Raw genomic sequence first — 22298 nt, forward strand, 5'->3', positions numbered from 1 at the left:
CCAGGCGCCAAAGATCTGGATCAAGGTGTTTCTTCTGGCCTGCCTGCCGCGACCGATCCGGCTGCGGATTCTGGACCGAACATGAACTGACCGGACGTTACATGCCGGTCTGTAGTTGTAAACACGTCGTCGACACCACCAAGCAAGAGGCTTTCAACCGATGAAAAACACGTTCGCATCTTCACATTGCCAGCCGAACCGGCCGCAGCCCCGTGCCGCGCATCCGCAACTTTTCCTGTCGGGAGAACGCACATGAGAATTCCGGAAGCATCCCTCGTCCTGGCAACGGTTGGCCGCACCAGCGAACTCGGCCGCATGTTTGAATCACTCGCGGCACAGACATTCACCAACTTCGAGTTGATCGTTGTCGATCAGAATGAAGACGACCGCCTGCTGCCGCACCTTGAGCGTGCGCGCTATCTCGGCATCGCGGTCAAGCACCTGAAGCATCACCCGCCCAACCTCGCCGCGGCACGCAATGTCGGCATCGAGGCGGCGCGCGGCGAATGGATCGGCTTCCCGGACGACGATTGCTGGTACGACCCGCATCTGCTTTCCCATGTGGCCGCGCGCTTTGCCCGTGCCGATCAACCGGAAGGCGTGGTGGCACGCTGGATCGAACAGGATGAGCAACCACCCGCCGCGGCCAACCTGACATGGGAACGCGCAAGTGCATTCCGGGATATCCCGGTCAGTTCTATCACCCTGTTCTGCCGCCGCACCTTGTTCAAGCGTATCGGCGGCTTCGATGCGCGCCTTGGCGTCGGACAGTGGTTCGGCGCCGGCGAGGAAACCGATTTCGTTTTGCGTGCCCTCTATGCGGGCGCCTTCTTCACGTACGAACCGCAGGCGGAAGTGCATCACGCCGTCCAGGCCGCCACCGTGCCCGCCAATCCGCAGGCACGCCTCGCGCTGCGGCATCGCGCACGCGGCACCGGTGCGCTGTATGCAAAGCACAAGCTGCCGCGCTGGGTGATTGTGCGCGGCCTGCTTGCGCCCGTGCTCCGGCCACTGCTCAAAGGCGCTTTTGGCGCGGATCTTGCGACCGGCTGCGCGGTAGTACGCGGACGTTTGGACGGCATGCTCGGCTGGCACCGGCGAAGCGGACAAAGCTGACCGCTTTCCCTCCCTGTATGCAGCTGACGAAATGGATGCACCAAGGGACGGACGGCTCCGCAGGGAACCAGCAGAAGATGAACTTCTCGCTGTGATACATGCCGCGCAAAGCTACACGGCACGGTATCGCAGTAGTGCGTTGCCGCCCTGCCGGCGCCTTCGGCAGGGCATCGCATGCGCACCAGAATGGCGCATATCCGAGTCTTGGTATGCCCTAAAAAGGGAGTTCCGAATAACAGCATTCACATTGCGATAGATACATTCTTCATACGGAACAAAGGATGAATCCTGTCTATCGAACATGCTACCTGACAACAGCAATGGGCCACGTCGCATGCGTCCGCCGGCATCGCTCGCCTAAAGCATAAAAATATCGCTCATGTTAAACATCGCACTTATCACTAATCACCCGCCGCCTTTTCGCATTCCGATTTACGAAAGGATCGCGAAGATACCCGACGTGAATCTGCACCTGATTTTTTGCAGCCGTCGGGAACCGAACCGGCAATGGAAGCTGCCGCCGCTCAACTTCAAGCATACTTTTCTGCATGAACGCTTCGTTACCCGCGGCGACAACTTCATTCACAACAACATCGATGTCATCTCCACCTTGCGCCGGCTGGCGCCGGATGTGATTGTCACCACCGGATTCAATCCAACCTATCTCTATGCATTTGCCTATGCGGTCGCCCGGGGAGTGCCGCACGTGCCGATGACTGATGGCACCAATGTATCGGAGGAAGCCCTCAGTACCTGGCATAAGGCGGTGCGGCGACTCGTCTATGCACGTTCGCGCGCGTTCATCGCTGCCAGCCGCGGCGGGCTGAAGCTATATGAGAGTTACGGCATTTCGCCGGATCGATGCTTCCTCTCCTGCCTATGCATCGACAACGAGGCATACCGGGCATCGGAGGGTAACGTCGAAAAGCGGTTCGACTTTATCTTCTGCGGACGGATCGTGGAGGATAAAAACCCTTTGTTCGCACTCGACGTTGCGCACGATGTCTCGCTGCGCCTCGGTCGCAAGGTGAGCATCCTGTTCGTCGGCCACGGCGAGCAGGAAGCCGAGGTCAAGGCGGAGGCAGCCAAGCGCAGCGAGACACTGCATGTGGAGTTCAACGGCTTTGCCTCGCAGGAGCAATTGCCTGCCCTGTACCGGTCTGCGCGCATCTTCCTGTTCCCGACGCGGCGCGATGTCTGGGGCGTGGTAGCGAATGAAGCTTGTGCCGCCGGATTGCCGATCATCGTGTCGCCTTATGCCGGTGTCATCGACGAGCTCGTCGTCAATGGTCAGAACGGCTTTGTATGCGAACTCAATGTCTCGGCGTGGAGCGAACGCGCAACCATGCTGCTGACCCATCCTGATGTCATGGAGCGTTTCGAGCAGTCCAGCCTTGCGCTGGTCGGCAAATATACCTTTGATCATGCTGCGGCAGGCGTGGTGGATGCATGCCGTCTTGCGGTCAGGTCCGGACGCAACGAGCACTACGACGCCAAGATCGGGAGGAAAGCAGGATGATCAAGGGCATTTTCTTAACCATTCTGGAAAGCGTCGTGCCGCCATGCTGAAGATACTCGTCGCGCACAATGCCTACCAGCACCGCGGCGGCGAGGATATGGTGGTCGACGCGGAAGTCGAGCTCCTGCGCAGCCGCGGCCATGACGTCGAGGTCTACCATCTGCACAACGACGAGATCAACGGCATGTCGCGGGCGGCAGCCGCGATGACTGCCATCTGGTCGCGCCGAACCGAGCGGGATATCGACGACCTCTGCAACCGTTTCCGGCCGGAAGTCATCCATGTACACAACACCTTTCCGCTGATCTCGCCATCACTATACTGGGCAGCATCGAAGCACCGGGTGCCGGTCGTCCAGACACTGCATAACTTTCGTCTGCTCTGTCCGCAGGCAATCTTCCTGCGTGACGGCAAAATATGCGAGGACTGTGTCGGCAAGGTTCCGTGGCGTGCCGTCACACGAAAATGCTACCGCGATTCCAGCCTGCAGTCTGCTGTCTTAACCGGCATGCTGGTCACGCACCGTGCGATCGGCAGCTATCGCGAGCGGGTGACCCGCTACATCGCACTGAACAGTTTTGCGCGCGATAAATATGTTGCAGGCGGACTACCCTCGGAACTGTTCAGGATCAAACCCAATTTTGTTGCCTCGTCTACAGTACCCTCATGGAACAGCCGCAACGGCGGCATGTATGTCGGCCGGTTGTCTTCCGAAAAAGGCGTCGATGTGCTTGTCGCGGCGAACCGGTTATCGGGTCGGCTGAACCTCGATGTCATCGGCGGCGGACCGTTGGAAGACATAACGAAGGAAGCCTTCGGAGAACGCTATCTAGGCTTCAGGAAGCTGGACGAGATCATGGAACGGATGCAAACAGCGCGCTACCTGGTATTGCCGAGCGTCTGTTACGAGAATTCCCCGCGCACCATTGTCGAAGCGTTTTCCTGCGGCCTGCCGGTGATCGCCAGCCGGCTCGGTGCGTTGATCGACATCGTGCGCGACGGCGAGACCGGATTGCTGTTCCACCCCGGCGATCCTGCCGACTTGGCGGCAAAGATCGCCTGGGCAGAGTCGCATCCCGAAGAAATGGCCCGCATGGGCCGCGCAGCCCGGGCCGAGTATGAATTGAAGTACACGCCGGAACGCAATTACGACATGCTATTGGATATCTATGAAGATGCTATCAGAGCCATTGATCGAAAACCCGCTGCCGCGCAAAGGCAAGCCCGTGCTTGAAGCGTTCATCGACGCCCTTTCTTGGGACGATGCGATCGGCAGAATCACCACATGGGGCGCCGCCCGCGAGTCACGCTATGTCTGCATTTGCAATGTGCACTCGGTGGTCACGACGACAACCGATCTTGAATTCAAGGTCGCAGTGAATAATGCCGATATGGCGACACCCGACGGTGCACCGATCGCGTGGGCATTGCGCCGCTTGGGACATCCGGGACAGGCGCGGATCAATGGGCCGGACCTGATGATGAAATATCTGGCTGTCGCCGAAAGAAAGGGCCAGACCGTGTTCTTCTACGGCAGCACGGAATCCACGCTGGCAAAGCTGCGCACCGCCCTCGCCGCCAAATTTCCTCGCCTGAAGATCGGTGGCACCTATTCTCCTCCGTTCAGGCCTCTGTCTGTCGAGGAAGACAACGCCATCGTCAACCAGATCAACGACTCCGGCGCCAACGTCGTCTTCGTCGGCCTCGGCTGCCCCAAACAGGAAAAATGGATGGCCGAGCACCGCGGCCGGATCAACGCGGTCATGATCGGCGTCGGCGCTGCATTCGATTATCACGCCGGCGTCATCAAGCGTGCTCCGCTCTGGTGGCAGAACAACGGGCTGGAGTGGCTGTACCGGCTCGGCTCGGAACCACGCCGGCTGTTCATGCGCTATACGGTGACGAACACCTTGTTCGTATTCGGATTCATGCGGCAAATGGTGGTGGAGAGATTGCCGATGCGGGATGCATGACCGTATGTACCAAAGGTATTTGTGCGTACTGCGCTTTGATGGGCGAGGTACCGCCCGTCAAGCGTGGTGTGCGGTTAAATCTTCGTAACCGAAACCAACTTCCCACCTTCGGCACGCCGCATCTCCATACACCTCGCCTGTAGTCAGCAAAAAATTGCCGACACCGCATTTCGGAACGTGGCGTCTCCCTTTGCATCATGGATGCATGGATGCTGAGAGTCCACGGGTCCGTCCTTCTCTGCTCTCCGAAAAAGATTTCCTGCCAAGACAATGAAAATGCGTCCCAGTGGATGCTGCAGGCGATCGACCTTTATCAACTTCTGGCTAAAGATCGTATTCAAGTATTAATACATACTAAGGTCGTAAACCCGCCTTTTTTCATGCAGATATCCACAACTGCACTGCATAAGCATGTGGATAAACTCGGGACTGAGTTCGGATAAGTCCGTAAGTCGATGATTATCATCAGGAAATTAACGGTGATTAATTACGATGCACATCAGTGGAAAAGCGGACCACTACATCATCACTCCCGAGTCGATATGGAAGTCCGCTATGCGGTTCGCAAGTAACCAGCACTCATCATCGACGTTGACAAGGATTGAAACCCGCATGGTCGCCCAGCATGCGGCAAAACGGCAACATTTTTAATGCGTCTGTTGCCATGCAAAGCCTCGTCCACAACCGATTGTGAGATATCAACACGATGCCTCGCGGCTTTAGCAGAATGACATTACTTAGATTATGCCCGCAGGCCGCCTCGCAACGTTGCGGATGCCATTCGCTTTCGTCCTTATTACGTTTTTTAGATTAATTAGATGACCCCAATTTCGCCACATGCCTATCGTCCGGATATAGATGGATTGCGTGCGATCGCGGTACTTGCCGTCATCGCATTTCATGCCAATGCCGCCCTGATGCCGGGCGGTTTCGTCGGTGTCGATATCTTCTTTGTTATCTCTGGCTTCCTGATTACCGGACTGATCGCCAAGGGTATGGAGGAAGGCAACTTTAGCTTTGTCACCTTCTACACCCGGCGTATCAAGCGCATCTTTCCTGCCTATATCGTCGTCGCCCTGGCGACGCTCGCGGTGTCCTCCTGGCTGCTGATTCCGAACGATTACATTTTCTATACGACCTCGCTGGCGGCGTCGTTTGCGTTCGTCTCGAACGTGTTTTTCTCGATGCTGAGCTGGGGCTACTTCGGCCAGCGCACCGAGGAGTTTCCGCTTCTGCATACATGGTCGCTGTCCGTGGAAGAACAGTTTTATTTCATCTTCCCGATCCTGCTGCTGTTCCTGTACCGCCACGCCAGAAAACATCTGCTTCCGGCACTGCTCGGACTTGCCGTCCTTTTTGTCTGCATTTCCGAACTGAAGACCGGCGAGGTGAAGTCCTATTTCCTGCTGACCACGCGCGCGCATGAACTGATCCTGGGTGCGCTGACGTTTTACCTGGGACGACGCTTTCCGGTGCGGTCTTCCGCGCCTGCCAACGTCATGGCCTTCGTCGGTCTGACCCTGATGATCGGTTCCCTGTTTCTCATTCATCGCAACACGCCCTTCCCCGGCATCAATTCACTGTATCCGACGATCGGTGCGGCGCTCGTAATTTATGCAGGCCAGACGGACAACGCCGTCAGCCGCCTGCTGACGAACCGGATAATGATCGCGATCGGATTGATTTCGTATTCGCTGTACCTGTGGCACTGGCCGATCTTTTCCTTCCTCCGCTATCGCAAGTTCGATCTCGATGCCGGCGTGGTAACCGCAGCGGTCGCCCTGTCCTTCCTGCTGGCCTACCTGACCTGGAAATTCATCGAAGTTCCCATTCGAAATAGCCGCTCGATCGGTTTCAAGAAGGCGTTTCTGCAGATTTACCTTGCGCCGGCGATGGTCTTCATGTCGATCGGCCTGTACTCGTTCGTCACCGAAGGCGCGCCGGCACGTTTTTCGGACGAAACACGCGAACTGATCGCCAGCTACTCGTTCGAGCGCGACCTCGCTCGTTCCTGCTCGATCCGGGCGGAGGATTACCACAAGGTATCGGTCGAGTACCTGGAAAAACACTGCGCTTTCGGCGACAGCAGCCGGCCGCGCGCCGATGTATTGCTGATCGGTGATTCTCATGCAAATCATTTCAAGCCCTTCATCGACCAGCTCTCGAAGGCAGCCGGCCTGAAAGCGGTCTTCCACGTGCAAGGTGGCTGCTTCCCGACCGAACTGCAGGTAACCGATCCCGATCCGACAAAGGGACCCACAACCTGCCAGCAAAGGAATGCGGACTTGCTGGAGCTGGTCGGCAACTTCAAGTACGTTGTGCTGGCAGGGTTCTGGGCATCGGAACCGGAACGCGACCTTGAAAAGGAAATGGAGCATGTGGTCAAGCACATCGTCAAGGCAGGCGCCATTCCGATCATCTTCAAGGACAATCCCTACCACGAGCCGGATCTGTCGCGCTGCGTGCTGTTCAAGAAGCGCGGCTGGATACCAGGCGACAGCAATTGCAATATTCCATACCAGTATGTCCAGTCGACACAGTCGGAGACAGATGCCGTCGTCGAACGGATGCAGCAGCGGCATCCGACGGTGCAGATCATCAATCCGAAACTGGTGATGTGCAACAACGTCGAATGCGCCACCTACATCGGCAACATCGCGCTGTACAAGGACGAGAACCATATCAACACCAAGGCGGCCGGCCTGCTCGGCGAACAGTACGTGCGCCAGGTCGGCAATCCGCTCGGCTCATCTCCGGTTACCGGCGGCGACATGGCTGGCAAACCCTTCGGACCGATGACCATCTCCACCAGCAAGGTGACCGGTGGCAGATAAACGGCCAGTGCGCCCGGAAGAACCGGCCGCACTGGACCGGAACCGCGACACATGGAATTCCGATTTTGACTATGAAGACGCGCTGTTCGCCTGCGCACGCGGCGAACAGGCCGCCCTGCAGCGTTTGTACGAGTGCGAAGCGCGATGGCTGATGGGCGTCGCATTGCGCATCGTGCGCCGGCGCGAACTGGCTGACGAAGTGCTGCATGACGCCTTCCTGCAGATCTGGCAGAAGGCGGCGAGTTACAGCCCGACGCTCGGCTCGGCACGCGGCTGGATATACAGCGTGGTCCGCAACCGCGCATTGAATGCGATACGGGAGTCGCGCCGCGAACATCCCGCTTCCGAAGAGGCGCTCGACAACCTCCCTGCGGACGGACCCGGACCGCTGGAGGCCCTGTCCCGCCGCTACGAGGCGACGACGCTCCATCATTGCCTGGAACGTCTGGACGAACACAAGCGGGCCTGCATACTGCTGGCCTATATGGACGGTTATACGCAGGAGCAGATCTCCCGTTATCTCGATTGCCCGCTGGGGACCGTTAAGGCATGGATGCGGCGCGGGCTGCTGGCGTTGAAAGAGTGCATGTCATGAACTTCCTCGATCCGGATGAAATGACCGTACTGGCCGGCGAATACGTGCTGGGTATCCTGCCGCCCGAGGATGTCGAGGAGTTCGAAAGGGAACTGCGGCAGAACCGCGCTTTGGCGGCCGCCGTCGCCGCCTGGCATGACCGTTTTCTGGAATTGGCGCCGGAACCGGTGCCTGCCGACCCCGTACCCGACCTGTGGAACCGCATTGAACGGGATCTGCCCGGCAAGGCGACCCACGCGCCGCGCGGCGGGTTATGGAACAGTCTCGCCTTCTGGAAGGCTAGCGGCCTGGCAAGTATCGCCTTGTCGGCCCTGCTTGCATTGCGGCTGCTGACTATTGCCCCCGACGTCGCGCGGCCGCAATATCTCGCGGTGCTGCAGGCGCCGGATCAGGGCGCAAACTGGCTGGTGGAGATCGATTCCCGCGCGGTGCGCTTGCGGCCCCTGTCTCCGGCAGCCGTCGCGCCCGGCAAAGCAATCCAGTTCTGGACCAAGCCGGAAGGCGCCGCAGGCCCCACCTCGCTCGGACTGGTGGCGGGCGACCGCCCGACGCAGATTCCGCTCGACCGCCTCCCCGGACTGGGCCCGAATCAATTATTCGAGGTGACGCTTGAACCGGCAACCGGCTCCCCCGTCGGCCGACCGACCGGCCCGATCCTCGCTGTTGGCAAGGCAATTCCGCTGTAGCGCCCGCTATCAGGGTGTCTCTTTGCAGCGATGCGCATGAGGACGGCGCATGCGCACAGTCCTGATGAATTCCCCTCTGCAAGCGATCATGACCTGCCCACAGGCAATCACCCTATTATTTTTTTCGTACGCTGCATCCAATCCGCTCCGCTCTGTGTAGAAGCACTGCCAAGTCATCTACAGGCCGGATGAATGCCCATGATGACGCCGGCAATTGCCGATGGAACGCATTTGCAGTTATGGAGATTGGCCCCGGGAAATCTGGCGGTATTGGGTTACTGCATGCATCCCCGGTCGACGGTCCCCGCCCGCGCAAGCGCGTTCCGCTTATCCAGACCGACACGTTGCGGAATCCTATTCAGAACGCAGCGACTTCAAGGAGAACCACCATGAACAAATATGCGCGTCCCGTCCTACTGGCAGCCCTGGCAGCCACGCTGCTGCCCTCCCATGCAACCAATGACGAATATCGGGATAGCAAGGCGCAGCGCAACGGCCATGCAATGCATTGCGAAAGCGGTGATGAACATCGCCGCGGGGAGCATCTCCAAGTGGTCGCCCTTACCGATGACCAGCGGCTCATCTGCTTCAGCGAACACAAGCCCGACCACGCCCGCAACATCGGTTCGGTCAGCGGCCTCATGTCGGGCGACGCACTGGTCGGTATCGATTACCGGGTTCAGGACGGCAAACTGTACGGGGTCAGCAAGACCGGCGGCATCTACGTTCTGGATACGCGCAATGCCAGTGCAGCAAAGGTCAGCCAGCTGACGGTGGCGCTGGAAGGCACCTCCTTCGGCGTCGATTTCAATCCTGCCGCCGACCGTCTCAGGGTAGTGAGCGACACCGGCCAGAATCTGCGCCATAACGTCAATGCCGGCGGAGCGACATTGGTCGACGATCCGCTGGACTATCCGCCTGCGACACCGCTGAATGCCGCCGGTCCGAACGCCACCGGCGTCACCGGTTCCGCCTATACCAACAACGACCTCAATGCAGCGACAGCCACGACGCTGTATGCGCTCGACGCCACGCTCGACCAGGTTGCACTGCAGTCGCCGCCCAATGACGGCACCCTGGCGGCGACAGGCAAGCTCGGCACTGATACGGCGGCATCCGTCGGATTCGACATTTATAGCACCGTACGGGACGGCGTCACCGTCGACGTCCAGGGACTGGCGTCGCTGCATACGTCGAACGGCGCGACCGGCCTCTACAGTATTAATCTGGCGACGGGAAAAGCCACAGCGCGCGGCCATTTCGCAGGCCAGAACAAGGTGATCGGGATTGCGATCCCGTTAAACCAGCTCTAGTCGGAACGTCTGCCTGAAGCTACGGTCCGCGAAGCCACCCCCCGGTTTCGCGGACCGCATAAGCCCTGGCATCGCCATGGTCATTCGTCGATTGAGCAGACAACCGTATCACCCGCGCGCAGCAGGCCGCCGGCGACGATGCGCGCGGTCAGTCCGCCGTGTCCGCGCATGGCGTTATAACCGCCGCAGCCGAGCGCCTCCTCCATGCGCGAACAGGGCTCGCATGTTCCGCTGATCTCCAGTACCGCTTCATCGCCTATCCGCAACCGCAGCAACTGGTCGCGGAACAGGGGGCGTGCGGCAAGAAGATTCAGGCCCGAGATGACGAGATTGCGGCGCAAGGCCGAAGGATCAATGTGCGCGATCCGCATCAGCGAGGCGACCACCGGCAGGTGTTCAGCCTGGATCAGTGTGACCTGCCGTTTGCCTCCGGCAGCGCGTTCCGCGGCGCGGTCACCCTGCAAACCGCGTTCCGCCACAGCGAGCGCTTCTCCGACGGCATGTGCCGCGACGCGCCGCTGCGGACGAAGCACGATGAGTTCGAGTCGGCCGGGATAGGGAAAACGCCGGGTCAGTTCGCGCAGCGCGCTCATACCAGCGAGGGGTCTTCGATCGTACCGCGCTCCGCAAGCTGTGCATTGGTGAGCCGGTCCTCCGTCGCAACGGATGCCGCGACATGGGCGAGGAAAAGATCGAATTCATGCCAGGCATTCACCTCTTCGATTTCCTTTGAATGTCCCCACAGATGGAAGACGCCGCCTTCCCGACAGGCATGGTCGAAGAGTGCATAGAGGCGCTCCACCCACCCCGAATGCCCGAGCACCAGGCGCAACGCCTCGCTCCTGGCCGACCAGCGCCCCCATTTGATAAAGTTGCGCAGGTAAACCGAACGGTCGTGGGGGTAGAACTGCAGGGTCGTGGGCATCTCGAACCGGTCCACGCCAGCGTCGCAGCATAGATTCATGGTTGTCCTGGCGTAGCGGAAGCCGCAGGCCTTCACCGTCTCGATGTGTTCCTGCCTGTACTGGCCGCCCGGATAACAGAAGCCCTCCGCTTCCTTTCCGAGCAGATCTTCCAGTCTCTTTTTGCCCTCGCTGATCTGGTAACGAGCTTCATCGATGTTTGTTGAATTCAGGTAACAATGATCGAAGGTATGCGACCCGATTTCGAAACGCTTGCCAAGCGTGCGGATATCGGCGCTCGACAGCACCTGGAAGCCCTCGCGGTTGGTGATCGGGATGAAAAATGTTCCGGCAAGGCCGTGCTTGGCGAGAAGCTCCGCAGTTTTCCTGTCCAGCAGGTCGCCATCGTCAATTGAACAGGTAAATACCGCGCCCATCTTCCCTTCCGTCCTGAATGCGCATGCGCTGTTTTTGTAAAAGACTTCTCATTTTTTCGGCGTGTGGGAAAGCATCGATTCATTGATGATTGGCCCCGGGCGCACCACCTTGCCCCGGGCGTCCGCAACCCGTTTCACCATGCGGCCTATCATCTTCGGAAGCGGGCCATTGCTGTATTTGAGCCAAAGCTTCATCTGCCGCACATAGCCTTTCCAGGCTGTCTGCAGAACCATATCCGCATTCGTCAGGGTAGACAATCTCGAACGGTAGACAACCACCGTATCAAGATCGCGCTGGCTTGCGCCCAGAACAAACTTGTAGTCGTATCGTCCCCACAGGAAATGGAATTCCCGGCCGCCGCGCTTGATGCATTCACGAATTGTCATATAGCAGCACAGGATTCCTATCCAGTAATCATCGTAATGCGGATCGTGCGCCAGGACATTGAGATAAAAGCAATCGCCGACGCGGTAACTGATCGCCCCGGCACGGATGCGTCCGTTGATGCGTACCACGCCAACCAGCCCGCATTCATGGACCAGGCTGGAGATATGGCGCGCCTCGGCATCGTCGATGATCGACACCTTGTTCTTCCCGGACATTCTCGCGCGGTTGAGTTCAATGATTTCACGAACGAACTGGGACTCCACTGCTTCTTTTTCATATGCCTCGAACTGGGTAGAGGGAAAACTGCGCATCAGGCGGTCGGTGTAACGCTTGATGTTCCGTCGGGTGTTCTTGCCCAGGCCCGCCAGGTATTTTTCCGGAGTCTCCGGCAAATCCATCGCAATATCTTCGAGGCAGTTGAACCGCTGATAGGGAAACGGCAGCCTGCCCACATCAGTTTCGATCGCCTTGAACAACACAACATGAACATCATTGAAGTGCTTGAAGACCGCATCGGCGAAGCGCTTGATTTCCGTGTGATCGATCCGGATCACCTCATTCATCACATGGATCTTTCCCTGTTTGCGCCGGAACAAAAATATAGCTACCGGGTGCTCGCCGTTGCGCGCCACATAGGTGCACACATCGTCCATGCTTTCGCCATAGGCGCGAAACTGCGCCATGGACGATCCGATGTTTTGATAAAGCCGGTCCATCTCGGCCTCCACGAACGCCGGTACATTGTCATGAAAGGAAATGGTGATTTGATCAAATTTCATCTGTGTGTTCACTAAGCGAATGCTGGCAACAGGGACTTCACGGTGTCAGCGCACGTGGAGGACGCGCGCAGGAACTTTGGCAGGCAAGCGAAAGCGCTCAAGGAGTGACGGTGATAATGATATTGCAGGCTCCGCATGGCGTTTCCGAATCTCTTTGGACGCCTCCGGGCAATGGATCTGCCGCCCGAAGAAGGGATGCGCAAATAGCGAATCCGTTGCACCAGTGTATATGCCAATGCGATGCACCAAGGTGGCCAAAAGTGCCATTTTGGAGAAATATCAATCGCTTGCGTGAGATTGTGAAAGCATCGCCACAACTTGAACGAGAAACAGGATCCCGGGCGCATCAGCGCGCCGGGAATCGCGAAAAGGAGCTTTGCCGCTACTGCGGCAGAAAGTGATGAACTACGGCCGCGACCGCGATGCCGACCAGGACACCAGCCGCGATTTCGAGATGGGAGTGGCCCATGCGTTCACGCAGAACGGTGTGGGCGCTGTCGCCGCTGGCGATGCGGTTGATTGCGCTGGCGTGGCGCCCAACCTGGCGACGCAGGGCATTGGCATCCATCATGACGATGAAGGCAAGCGTCACTGCGATGCCGAATGCGGGATGGGACATGCCTTCCCTGAAGGCAATCAGCGCCGCCATGCTGCTCACGATGGCGCTATGGTTGCTGGGCATGCCGCCGTAGCCGATATGACCGAAGGCAAGCTGTCCGGCACGCAGGCTGTTGATGAGAAATTTCAGGCTCCCCGCCACTAGCCAAGCAAGAAAGGGCGTCAATGCATACGACAGTGCCATGCGCTTACCCCTTGACCGGCCAGAGAGTCCATGCACAGGCGGCCACCCAGAAGAAGACCGTCAGCAGCAACTGCCAGTCGGCGAGCAGCGCATCCGTCGGCGATTCGCCGCCGTCAAGCTCTTCCACCACGTACCAGTAGCGGAACAGTCCGAATAGCACGAGCGGAATCGTCAGGACCATGTCGGGCTTGGCGGACATCACATACAGGCTGTAAAAGAACAAAGCCCCGGTAGCTGACATATGCGCATAGCGGTCTACCAGCGTGACGGAATATTTTTGCAGCACCTCACGTCCCTGCGATCCGCTCTTCGCCAGTTCCTGGCGCCGCTTGACGGCCGCCAGATAAAGTGCGAGGCACAGCGTCGTGACGGCCATCCATGAGGACAGCGGCACCGACAAGGCGACCGCGCCGGCGTAGACCCGCAACACGAATCCGATCGCGATGGTGAAGATGTCCACTACAGGCATATGCTTCAGAACGAAGGTATAAGCCAGGTTCAGGACCAGATAACCTGCGATGACCATTACCACATCGGGTGCGATGAACCAGCCCCATACCAATATCGCGTAGAGCGCTACAAGCAGCATCATCGCCATCGGAATCGTCACCGCACCGGAAGCGAGCGGCCTGGTTTTCGACTTTTTAGGGTGCGCGCGATCGCGTTCCACGTCCTGCATATCGTTGACGATATAGACGGCGGAAGACGCAACGCAGAACAGCAATACGGCCGTCATCGCCCAGCCGATCCACTGCGGATTGAGGAACTCACCGGTAAAAACAAGAGGTGCAAGGACGAATCCGTTTTTCACCCATTGTTTGGGACGCATCAAGGTTATCAGGCCTCGCAACTGACTTGCGAGCGTATGCTGGACTAAGATGTTGTGCATATAATTCGTTACCCAAACGTATCTAAAAACGTATTTAAAAACTTCTCTATGAAACTCGCTTTGACTTACGCATTTCTCGCGCTGATCGCCACGGCTGCCAACATCGGCAGCCAGGATCTCACGCTGCAATTCTACGCAGGCCCCTACGCCGTGTTGCTGTCGGTCTTCATCGGTACAGGCATCGGCCTGGTGGTGAAGTACGTCCTCGACAAGGCTTATATATTCCGCTTCCGTGCCAAGAACGCCATTGACGATAGCCAAACATTCATGCTTTACACATTGACCGGTGTGGCAACCACGGCAATCTTCTGGGGATTCGAATTCGGCTTCGACTATTTGTTCCAGACTAAGGAAATGCGCTATCTCGGCGGCGCAATCGGCCTTGCCATCGGTTATGTCGCGAAGTACCAGCTCGACAAGCGCTTCGTGTTCGGTTACCACCTTGCAAGATGCTGATCCATGGATGGGGGCGCCACCCGGTAATTGACGCACAAATACAGACGCCGCCCACCGCTTCCTCCCTGCACAACATGCTCAAAAGCGCGGACCATGCGGTCATCGCGCGCGGCATGGGACGCAGCTACGGGGACAGCGCGCTGGCGCCGCACATCATCAGCACCTCGTCACTGAACTTGATGCTGGATTTTGACCGCGATACCGGCACCGTGCGCTGCGCCGCCGGCGTTACGCTGGCTGAGCTGCTCGAGGTATTCGTGCCGCAGGGCTGGTTTCTTCCGGTGACGCCAGGCACGAAATTCGTCTCCGTCGGCGGCGCGATCGCCAGCGACGTGCACGGCAAGAACCATCACCTCGATGGCTGCTTCAGCGAATACGTCGACAGCTTCGTACTGCTGCTGGCAAGCGGCGAAATGGTAACCTGCTCACGGGTCAGCTTTCCGGACCTGTTCCACGCCACCTGCGGCGGCATGGGCCTGACCGGCATCATCGTCGAAGCGACATTGCGGCTGAAGCCGGTTCAGAGCAGCCTGATCGACCAGATCACATACAAGGCCGCCAATCTCGCCGAAGCGCTCGCACTGTTTGACGCACATCATGCGGCGCCCTATTCCGTTGCGTGGATCGATTGCCTGACCACCGGCGCGTCGATGGGACGATCGCTTCTCATGCTCGGCAATCATGCGGCCGGAGGCGACCTGTCGTCGAGGAAAAAGCGCGCACTGTCGGTGCCTGTCGACATGCCGTCGGCACTGCTGAACCGGTATTCGATACAAGCCTTCAACACCCTTTACTACAACCGGGTGCAGACGAACGGAGTGCGGCAGCAGGTGCATTACGAACCCTTCTTTTATCCGCTGGACGGCATTCATCAGTGGAACAGGCTTTACGGCAAGAATGGCTTCACGCAATACCAGTTCGCCCTGCCGAAGGCGTCCGGTACTGCGGGCATGACCGCCATCCTGAAAAAGATTTCGGCATCGGGACGTGGATCTTTCTTGGCCGTTCTCAAAGCATTCGGCCGTGAAAATGCGAACCTGCTGTCTTTCCCGATAGAAGGTTACACATTGGCATTGGACTTCAAGCTCGAGGACGGATTGTTCCGCCTTCTCGATGAACTCGATGCCATGGTGCTTGACCACGGCGGGCGGATTTACCTTACCAAGGACGTGCGGATGAGCGAAGCGACTTTCAAGCGCAGCTATCCGCGCTGGGAAGCCTTCCAGCAGGTGCGGTCTCAATACGGCGCACGGGGCAAATTCGCATCGCGCCAATCACAACGATTAGGGATGGATTGACATGCAAAAGATACTTATCGTCGGCGCCACTTCGGCCATTGCCGAAGCAACCGCGAGGCGTTTTGCGCAGCAGGGAGCGAAGCTCTATCTGCTCGCCAGGAACCAGGAACGCATGGAAGGACTGGCGCGCGACCTGAAGATCCGCGGCGCCGCGTCGATCTCGCATGCGGTGTTCGACGCCAACAACTTCGATACGCATGAAGCGGTATTGAAGCGCGTCATCGAAGACATGGGCGGCCTTGACATGGTGCTGATTGCACACGGCACTCTGGGGGACCAGAAAGCGTGCGAAAGGGATTTCAGGCTTGCGCTGCAGGAGTTGAACACCAATGCCATCAGCGTGATGTCGTTGCTGACCCACCTGGCGAACTTTTTCGAGGCGCAGCGCAGCGGCAGCATTGCCGTCATCAGTTCCGTGGCAGGCGACCGCGGTCGCCAGTCGAATTACGTCTACGGTACGGCCAAGGGCGCGGTGTCGATCTTTCTGCAGGGATTGCGCAACCGCCTCCACAAAAGCGGCGTGAACGTGCTGACCATCAAGCCAGGATTCGTCGATACGCCGATGACCGCATCCTTCAAGAAGGGCCCGCTGTGGGCAAGCGCCGACACGATTGCCGAAGGCATCGTGAAATCGGTTTCCAAGCGGCGTAATGAGGTGTACCTGCCTGGCTGGTGGGCCGGAATCATGATGGTCATCAAATCGATACCGGAGGGAATCTTCAGAAAGCTATCGTTGTAGGTTCCGCTGCCGACCGGCAGCGGAACCGCCGCAGACGGGAGGGTCTTTGCGGCATTGGCGAATAACGCCGGACCCATTTTGTTCGTGCTCTCAGAATAAATCCTATGCACACACACAATATGCGTACCTTGAAATACATTACCGTCGCTTACTTCGTGGCAGCATTCCTGTTCACGCTGTATGCGATGGCGAATTTTCCGATGGAGAAGCTGGTCAACCTGATCTTCGACGATGCCTACTATTATCTTGGCGTCGCGCAGAACATCGCCGAAGGCAACGGCTCCACCTTTGGCAATCTAGTCGAGACAAACGGCTATCAGCCACTATGGCTGGTGATCCTTGCGAGCATCATCTACGCGTTTTCGCTTCCCAAGGAATGGGCTTTCATCGCCGTGCCGCTTCTGGTCATCCTGATCAAGATCGTCGCACTGCTGCGCCTGGATACGGACAAGAATGCCGATGCCGTCGGCGTTTTCTTCGCTACCGTGCTGATCATCCTGCTGTGTCCGAATATCTTCTCGCACGGGCTGGAGACCAGCCTCCTGCTCCTGGTGCTGCCGCTGCTGAGCCGCCTGAAGGACTATCCGGAGTATTTTGCGCCCCGCATCTGCATGGCATATGCCGCCATCTTCATTGTGCTGTTTCTGGTACGGCTGGACGCGCTCGCGATTGCTGGTGTATTCGGCCTGTTCATTCTCGCCGGCCGACGGAAATACGCCTTCACCAATCTTGTCCTCACCGGCGCGGTCACGGCTTTCGGCGTGCTGGTCTACTTCGCCGTCAATTACAAATTGTTCGGCACCATCGTCCCGGTCAGCGGCCAGGCGAAGGCAATCGGCAACAAGGTCGGTGAAAACCTGCCGCTGATGCTGCAGTATCTGATCGCATCACGACTGGCGATCGGCGCATTCATCCTCAGCATGATCATCCGGATGGGATTGAAGAAGGAATCGCGCGGTCCAATGCCGTTTTCCCGCGAACTGAAGCTGACGGCATTATCGTCCATCGTCATCGCCAGTTATTACGCGCTGTTCTCCGGCTGGCCGCTGTGGGGCTGGTACTACTGGCCGATCGCGCTAGTGACTTACTTCGCCGTCGCTCAACTGATATCGCTGGCGGTGCAGTTATATCGCCAATCGGCAGGCGACTGGAAACCGAAGCTTCTGGCGGCAGGCGCATGGGGATTCGTCGCCTACCTGGCATTGCTCGGTGTACGTACCGAGATGGCGCATGAAACCAATGTTTTCTACAGCATGCTGAAGAAAGAGGAACGGCCGAACTTCACCGTGATGAACCTGAAACTGGTGAATGAGTTCTTCGCCAAGGCGCCGGATGGCGTAGTGGCCATGGGCGACCGTGCGGGCGGCCTCGGCTTCTGGCTGCCGGAACGCTTCAAGTTCTTCCATACCGAAGGCCTCGTCGCCAACAAGGAATTCATCGCCGCCCGCAAGGCCGGCACCGGAGTGGAATTTCTGAAGCAGATGAAGGTGAAGTACTTCGTCGTCGAGCGGGAGCACCTGTGGGAAGGCAAACTCGCTGACGGACGCGAAGGGCACGGCATTGTCGAGCCGGTACAGGGGCTGTCGGCGCATTCCGGCCTGATGCTGATCTGCCTCCCGACGGATGCGATCCTCTATACGCAAAGTTATGACAAGCAGATCCGGCATGTATATGACTTCGAGCAGGTCACTCCATGCCCGGATGCCTTCCAGGAGAAGGTAGCCGCGCTGTCGGGGAGTTATGGCGAGTTGCGGAAGTTTAGTTTGCCGTATGAGTATGCGGAGAACAACAAGGGGGATTGGACGCTGATGAAGTTTATCAAGAGCAATCCGTTTTGAGATTTGTGTGGTGATGCACTTCCTTGGTGATGCGGCGCGGGTGGTTTTTGAAAGAGACATGCCGAGACTGGTTCCGGTGGGGTACCGAACATGTTTCATTCTCCTTCGGGGTTTTGACCAGCATGCTGTCCGCATGCGATACGGTACTGGCTTACAAGCCGGGATGCGCCTTGCAAGGGAGGATCCAGAGTTGCGGAGTGTCTCCAGTAACGCTTTAGCCTGTCATTCCCGCGAAGGCGGGAATCCAGAGCGACGGAGTGTCTTCGGTAATGCAATGCTGTCGGCTCTCCGAAGAGACTAGCCGGGACTGGCCCCGGCGGGCCACTTCCTTTCTTTGCTTCGCCAAAGAAAGGAAGCAAAGAAAGGGCTGGAGCACCGCTCCAGCGAACCGTTATCGCCGCCCCTTCGGGGTGCCCAAAAGTGACGCGGTCAAAACGGGAAGCGATATTTGTCTGAGCGGAAGGCGAGTTTATTTCGCTTCCCGTTTCAGCACGCCTGCTTTTGGGAACCCCGAAGGGGCGGCTCTTGACGAAGGCTCATGAGTTCTCGCGTGGACCAGGACATGTTTAACACCTTTGCGGCAGCTGATTGACAAGCCCAAAAGTGTTACCTATGTCTTCGCACACCCGTTACCCATGTAGCCGGTCTATACAGCGAAGCAAAGAAAGTGAGTGGCCCGCCGGGGCCAGTCCCGGCTTGTCTCTTCGAAGAACCGCACGCGTTGCAGTACCGTAGACACGCCGCAACTCTGGATTCCCGTCTTCACCGGAATGACGAATTGTAAGTGACTACCGAGGCCAGACCCATCAGGCGAGATCGAAGAGCAAACAGGCTTCCATCACCCAAAAGACCGGCCACCAAAACAACTTACTTTTTCTTCTTGAACTGCCACGCCCTTACATACTTAATCTCAAACGCATTCTTCCTCCCCGTCGGCGTCGTATGATCCGGATCCCCGCTCGCACTCCCATACAGCACGTCAAGAAGAATATACATCCGGTGCGGCATGCTGACCTTCGCCGAGTACACTTCCTTCCCATCGAAATAAAAGGTCTGCCTGTGCGGCTCCCACTTCAGTGCGTACTTATGAAATTTCGATGACAGGTCACCAAGCTCCATCAGCATCTTCTCGCCACCCTTTTCCTTCGGCTTACCCGTCCAGATCGTAACCGCATACGCGGTGGGATTCAGCTTGGCGTCACTCCAGTAACTTTCCGGACCACCGCCGGGATAGGCCTCCATGATGTCGATCTCCGGACGAAACGTGCCGTTGGTGTCATCGTGGTTATAGAGCCAGAATGCCGGCCATGGCCCCTTCCCTCTTGGGAGCTTGGCCTCGATTTCGAAATAGCCATAGGTTTGGTAGAACTTGCCGTCGGTGTCGAGGACCCGGGGAATGAATTGTTCGTTGGCGTCCCGTTCCGGCCAGATCTTGAGCATGCCGCCTTCGACTGCGTAATTCTTTTGCGGATGGCTGGGCTTGTCCCACGTCGTGTCATTCCATATCGCCGGGTTATAACCGTTTTCAAACTCATCGGCGAAAGTAAGCACGTAGTCGTCAGGATTCTGGCCATAGGGACCAGGCCTCTTCTCCTCGGCAGGCTTGGCGGCTTGCTTCTTCGATGGTTTGGACGTCTCGGAAGCGCTCGCCGCAATGGCCTTGTATTGATCGCTCTCGACAATGTTGGCATTGGTATCCTGACCGCAGGCGGCGAGCGACATGGCGACGAAGATCCAGCATGCGACGGCTGGCCGGGGTATCAGGTGCAATCGATTCAAGCGCGGTAGATGCAAAACGGTTCTCCTCGATACAGATGGAGTTGACAGGACCAACACGGCCATATCATCAGGAGCATCCATCATATCGTTGACGATCAGGCAGTTATTGCGGCTGATCATCTTCGCTTGCGGTGCACAAAATCGCACCACGCATTCGTTGCAATGAAGAAAAAAAGGCCACCATGTCACCATGGTGGCCTTTAAATCACAGTCAGTAATGCCGTATTAACTGCTTACGTCATTAATGCAGGAATAATTTTATTGTGAATTACTTGAACTGCCAGACGCGCACATATTTCACGTCAAAGGAGTTGCTCTTGCCGGTCGGCGTCGAATCGTCCGGCTGGCCGCTGGCGCTGCCGTACAGCAGATCCAGCATCAGGTACATGCGGCGTGGCATTTCCAGATTGACCGAATACACTTCCTTGCCGTCGAAGTAATAGGTCTGCTTGCCCGGCTCCCATTTCAGTCCGTACTTGTGATAGCCGGCAGACAGGTCGCCCAGGTCAGTCACCATCTTGGTGCCGCCGAGAACGCCCGGCGCGCCGGTCCAGATCGTCGGTGCGTACGCGGTGGGGTGGAAATTCTCATCCGACCAGCCGCTGGCGGGACCGCCGCCTGCATACGCTTCCATGATGTCGATCTCTGGACGGAAATTGCCCGGCTCGTCGTGGTTGTACAGCCAGAATGCCGGCCATGTGCCCTTGCCTACCGGCAGCTTGGCTTCGATTTCATAGTAGCCGTAGGTCTGGTAGAACTTGCCGTCGGTATCGATCACGCGTGCTACGAAGTTGCCTTGCGGGTCACGTGCCGGCCAGATCTTCAGCGAGCCGTCTTCCACCGCGTAGTTGACGGTTTCAGGCGCAGGCTTGTCCCAAGTGGTGTCATTCCACACGCTGGTATTGAAACCGTTCTCGAACTCGTCGGAGAAGGTCATGCGGTAATCGTTCACATTATGACCGAATGGGCCGGGTGCGGCTTCTTCTTTTCCGGGTTCTGCCTTTGCTTCCTTTGCATCTGTTTCCGTCGGTGCCGCTTCCGATGCCAAGGTCTCATTCGAGCCGGCATGGGAAGTAGGACTAACAATCGCCCCAGAGGATGCGGAGACGAGGGAGGAATCAGGCGCTGTATCACCGCCACCACCACCGCCGCATGCGGCGAGAATCAGCGATGCACAAGCAGATGAGATGATGGACTTGATGAGACGGGTGTTGGTGATGTTATTCAAACCGTGTTCCTTTCAGTTGACTGTACTCAAGAATGCTCGCAAGCAAGAGATAGGTCAGAGTTTTCCCGCTCGGAAATGGTTCCGAGGAAATTCGATCTTTTTTTCTGAACGGAAAATTGAACTCAGGAAACTGAATGCATGCCATGCAATCGGCATTGCTGGCTTTGCTAACGATTCAGCATGCAAATAAGGAAGGAACCAACTAACAAGCTTTAGTAATTTGGCTTAGCAGCACATCATCAAAGATGCTGCAAGGAAAGCATATCGGAGCATAGTGATTCAAGCGACAGCAATGCAATCCACTTGGCGGGAATCGCCGATACAGAAATTTTTTGAAGGCATGTCTCAGCAATATGGGGAAGGTGCGGTGGGTTGAATCGCAGGAAGAAAATGACGCCTCGATGTCTTATTTCGACAATAGCGAGATAAGGAGGTGACCCGCAGCAGAGCGCTGCAACTAAAGCCTCCCGGCACGACGATTCTTCTGATTGCGACAGTTACTAAGGACAGCGCCGGTGCTCATACAACGTCCAGCTGCCGCTCGCGGTAACCGCGACAGGCTTGCAATCCGCTTCACTGAACAGCATCGAAGGCACCGCACCATGATGCCGCACGATGAAATAACGGTAGTCCATGCCGCGATGCTTCTGCCAATCGAATGTATGCGGATGCCATTCGAATAGTGTCGCCACCGCTGGCAGACGTTCAGGCCGGTAACGAACGATCT

Annotated in this window: 19 protein-coding genes and 1 pseudogene; 12 read left to right on the forward strand and 8 right to left on the reverse strand. The window is 57.6% G+C overall.

Annotated elements, in window-relative coordinates; all coding sequences use genetic code 11:
• The first annotated feature begins 252 nt into the window (after positions 1-252).
• The 8 genes from VGU61_RS22235 (at position 253) to VGU61_RS22270 (ending at position 10036) form a co-directional block, all read left to right on the forward strand.
• Positions 253-1116 carry a glycosyltransferase family A protein gene (locus VGU61_RS22235; RefSeq protein ID WP_326861503.1) on the forward strand — a complete coding sequence of 288 codons (864 nt, stop codon included), beginning with the start codon at positions 253-255 and terminating at the stop codon, positions 1114-1116.
• Between the two features lie 379 nt (positions 1117-1495).
• On the forward strand, positions 1496-2635 hold the full coding sequence (locus tag VGU61_RS22240) for a glycosyltransferase family 4 protein (protein ID WP_326861504.1): 1140 nt from the start codon (positions 1496-1498) through the stop codon (positions 2633-2635).
• Between the two features lie 43 nt (positions 2636-2678).
• Entirely contained in the window at positions 2679-3869 is a 1191-nt protein-coding gene (locus tag VGU61_RS22245; protein WP_326861505.1) for a glycosyltransferase, read from the forward strand.
• Positions 3805-4608, forward strand: a complete 804-nt coding sequence (locus VGU61_RS22250; RefSeq protein ID WP_326861506.1) for a WecB/TagA/CpsF family glycosyltransferase — start codon at positions 3805-3807, stop codon at positions 4606-4608. The genes VGU61_RS22245 and VGU61_RS22250 overlap by 65 nt, the downstream gene beginning before the upstream one ends.
• Positions 4609-5426: 818 nt before the next feature.
• A complete protein-coding gene (locus VGU61_RS22255; RefSeq protein ID WP_326861507.1) occupies positions 5427-7442 on the forward strand; it encodes an acyltransferase family protein in 2016 nt (671 codons plus the stop codon).
• Positions 7432-8037, forward strand: a complete 606-nt coding sequence (locus tag VGU61_RS22260) for a sigma-70 family RNA polymerase sigma factor (protein ID WP_326861508.1) — start codon at positions 7432-7434, stop codon at positions 8035-8037. The genes VGU61_RS22255 and VGU61_RS22260 overlap by 11 nt, the downstream gene beginning before the upstream one ends.
• Positions 8034-8723, forward strand: coding sequence for an anti-sigma factor (locus tag VGU61_RS22265; RefSeq protein ID WP_326861509.1), 690 nt, complete (start codon positions 8034-8036; stop codon positions 8721-8723). The genes VGU61_RS22260 and VGU61_RS22265 overlap by 4 nt, the downstream gene beginning before the upstream one ends.
• Positions 8724-9112: 389 nt before the next feature.
• The gene (locus VGU61_RS22270) at positions 9113-10036 is read left to right on the forward strand and encodes a DUF4394 domain-containing protein (RefSeq protein WP_326861510.1); all 924 of its coding nucleotides are present in this window, start codon (positions 9113-9115) and stop codon (positions 10034-10036) included.
• 80 nt (positions 10037-10116) lie between these two features.
• Here the strand turns inward: VGU61_RS22270 and VGU61_RS22275 are convergent, their stop codons facing one another.
• The 5 genes from VGU61_RS22275 to VGU61_RS22295 all read right to left on the reverse strand — a co-directional run bounded on the left by VGU61_RS22275 (position 10117) and on the right by VGU61_RS22295 (position 14173).
• A complete protein-coding gene (locus tag VGU61_RS22275; protein ID WP_326861511.1) occupies positions 10117-10629 on the reverse strand; it encodes an MOSC domain-containing protein in 513 nt (170 codons plus the stop codon).
• Entirely contained in the window at positions 10626-11375 is a 750-nt protein-coding gene (locus VGU61_RS22280; protein ID WP_326861512.1) for a polysaccharide deacetylase family protein, read from the reverse strand. The genes VGU61_RS22275 and VGU61_RS22280 overlap by 4 nt, the downstream gene beginning before the upstream one ends.
• A gap of 48 nt (positions 11376-11423) precedes the next feature.
• Positions 11424-12542 (reverse strand): GNAT family N-acetyltransferase, encoded by a 1119-nt coding sequence (locus tag VGU61_RS22285; protein ID WP_326861513.1) that lies wholly within the window; start codon positions 12540-12542, stop codon positions 11424-11426.
• A 382-nt stretch (positions 12543-12924) separates the two neighbouring features.
• A complete protein-coding gene (locus tag VGU61_RS22290; protein WP_326861514.1) occupies positions 12925-13344 on the reverse strand; it encodes a divergent PAP2 family protein in 420 nt (139 codons plus the stop codon).
• A 4-nt stretch (positions 13345-13348) separates the two neighbouring features.
• Entirely contained in the window at positions 13349-14173 is an 825-nt protein-coding gene (locus VGU61_RS22295; protein ID WP_326861515.1) for a decaprenyl-phosphate phosphoribosyltransferase, read from the reverse strand.
• A gap of 108 nt (positions 14174-14281) precedes the next feature.
• On the opposite strand from VGU61_RS22295, the gene VGU61_RS22300 reads away from it, so the two are divergent.
• The 4 genes from VGU61_RS22300 (at position 14282) to VGU61_RS22315 (ending at position 18564) form a co-directional block, all read left to right on the forward strand.
• Positions 14282-14689, forward strand: a complete 408-nt coding sequence (locus tag VGU61_RS22300; RefSeq protein ID WP_326861516.1) for a GtrA family protein — start codon at positions 14282-14284, stop codon at positions 14687-14689.
• 74 nt (positions 14690-14763) lie between these two features.
• Positions 14764-15987 (forward strand): FAD-binding oxidoreductase, encoded by a 1224-nt coding sequence (locus tag VGU61_RS22305; RefSeq protein WP_326861517.1) that lies wholly within the window; start codon positions 14764-14766, stop codon positions 15985-15987.
• Between the two features lies 1 nt (position 15988).
• Entirely contained in the window at positions 15989-16726 is a 738-nt protein-coding gene (locus VGU61_RS22310; RefSeq protein ID WP_326861518.1) for an SDR family oxidoreductase, read from the forward strand.
• A 104-nt stretch (positions 16727-16830) separates the two neighbouring features.
• A complete protein-coding gene (locus tag VGU61_RS22315) occupies positions 16831-18564 on the forward strand; it encodes a hypothetical protein (RefSeq protein WP_326861519.1) in 1734 nt (577 codons plus the stop codon).
• A gap of 867 nt (positions 18565-19431) precedes the next feature.
• Here VGU61_RS22315 and VGU61_RS22320 read toward each other — a convergent pair.
• The 3 genes and pseudogenes from VGU61_RS22320 to VGU61_RS22330 form a co-directional block, all read right to left on the reverse strand.
• The gene (locus tag VGU61_RS22320) at positions 19432-20334 is read right to left on the reverse strand and encodes a glycoside hydrolase family 16 protein (RefSeq protein ID WP_326861520.1); all 903 of its coding nucleotides are present in this window, start codon (positions 20332-20334) and stop codon (positions 19432-19434) included.
• Positions 20335-20611: 277 nt separating this feature from the next.
• Positions 20612-21571 (reverse strand): glycoside hydrolase family 16 protein, encoded by a 960-nt coding sequence (locus VGU61_RS22325; RefSeq protein ID WP_326861521.1) that lies wholly within the window; start codon positions 21569-21571, stop codon positions 20612-20614.
• 500 nt (positions 21572-22071) lie between these two features.
• Positions 22072-22298, reverse strand: a pseudogene (locus tag VGU61_RS22330) (hypothetical protein); the annotation flags it as partial.

This window comes from Noviherbaspirillum sp., assembly GCF_035944575.1.
Lineage (GTDB): Bacteria > Pseudomonadota > Gammaproteobacteria > Burkholderiales > Burkholderiaceae_D > Noviherbaspirillum.

Bases quoted from the DNA above. Each gene is read 5' to 3' on its own strand.
- VGU61_RS22235 (WP_326861503.1), top strand. From the start codon at position 253: ATGAGAATTCCGGAAGCATCCCTCGTCCTGGCAACGGTTGGCCGCACC.
- VGU61_RS22240 (WP_326861504.1), top strand. From the start codon at position 1,496: ATGTTAAACATCGCACTTATCACTAATCACCCGCCGCCTTTTCGCATT.
- VGU61_RS22245 (WP_326861505.1), top strand. From the start codon at position 2,679: ATGCTGAAGATACTCGTCGCGCACAATGCCTACCAGCACCGCGGCGGC.
- VGU61_RS22250 (WP_326861506.1), top strand. From the start codon at position 3,805: ATGAAGATGCTATCAGAGCCATTGATCGAAAACCCGCTGCCGCGCAAA.
- VGU61_RS22255 (WP_326861507.1), top strand. From the start codon at position 5,427: ATGACCCCAATTTCGCCACATGCCTATCGTCCGGATATAGATGGATTG.
- VGU61_RS22265 (WP_326861509.1), top strand. From the start codon at position 8,034: ATGAACTTCCTCGATCCGGATGAAATGACCGTACTGGCCGGCGAATAC.
- VGU61_RS22270 (WP_326861510.1), top strand. From the start codon at position 9,113: ATGAACAAATATGCGCGTCCCGTCCTACTGGCAGCCCTGGCAGCCACG.
- VGU61_RS22275 (WP_326861511.1), bottom strand. From the start codon at position 10,629: ATGAGCGCGCTGCGCGAACTGACCCGGCGTTTTCCCTATCCCGGCCGA.
- VGU61_RS22280 (WP_326861512.1), bottom strand. From the start codon at position 11,375: ATGGGCGCGGTATTTACCTGTTCAATTGACGATGGCGACCTGCTGGAC.
- VGU61_RS22285 (WP_326861513.1), bottom strand. From the start codon at position 12,542: ATGAAATTTGATCAAATCACCATTTCCTTTCATGACAATGTACCGGCG.
- VGU61_RS22290 (WP_326861514.1), bottom strand. From the start codon at position 13,344: ATGGCACTGTCGTATGCATTGACGCCCTTTCTTGCTTGGCTAGTGGCG.
- VGU61_RS22295 (WP_326861515.1), bottom strand. From the start codon at position 14,173: ATGCGTCCCAAACAATGGGTGAAAAACGGATTCGTCCTTGCACCTCTT.
- VGU61_RS22300 (WP_326861516.1), top strand. From the start codon at position 14,282: ATGAAACTCGCTTTGACTTACGCATTTCTCGCGCTGATCGCCACGGCT.
- VGU61_RS22305 (WP_326861517.1), top strand. From the start codon at position 14,764: ATGCTCAAAAGCGCGGACCATGCGGTCATCGCGCGCGGCATGGGACGC.
- VGU61_RS22310 (WP_326861518.1), top strand. From the start codon at position 15,989: ATGCAAAAGATACTTATCGTCGGCGCCACTTCGGCCATTGCCGAAGCA.
- VGU61_RS22315 (WP_326861519.1), top strand. From the start codon at position 16,831: ATGCACACACACAATATGCGTACCTTGAAATACATTACCGTCGCTTAC.